Annotated in this window: 1 protein-coding gene; it reads right to left on the bottom strand. The window is 71.7% G+C overall.

What is annotated here, in order from left to right; all coding sequences use genetic code 11:
* Nucleotides 1-357 (bottom strand): glucuronate isomerase (locus DSP71_RS23170; protein ID WP_258546273.1); only part of this gene is annotated, 357 nt, incomplete at both ends.

The following is a 357-nucleotide window of genomic DNA, read 5'->3' as shown; positions in this document are numbered from 1 at the left end:
GGCCAGCCGGTAGAGCATGTTGCGGCGGTACGCCGTCGCGTCTTCCGCCGTGACTTCGCTCCGGAGCCCCGCGGCATGGATGCGCTCCGCATCGGCACTCGTGAGCGGCTGCGATCCGGCATCGAGCACCCCGGTGTCGGTCGCTGTGCCGCCCGCTGCCCGGAACGCGGCGCGGCGGCGGCGCAGGGCCTCGAGCAGCCCGGCGTAGTTCCCGGCATCGGTGCCGGCAGCTTCCGACAGCTCCGCGATCGCGATCGTCCAGCCCGCAGCCGATGGGTCCATGTAACGGTCGGCACGGAATGTCGGGAGCACATGCCCGTGGAAGGACGGATCGTCGCGCAGTCGTGCGTGAGCTGC

Source organism: Microbacterium sp. H6, from assembly GCF_003314775.1.
Lineage (GTDB): Bacteria > Actinomycetota > Actinomycetes > Actinomycetales > Microbacteriaceae > Microbacterium > Microbacterium oxydans.
The sequence above is the reverse complement of the archived record's forward strand: the minus strand, read 5'-3'. Positions and strand labels throughout refer to the sequence as shown.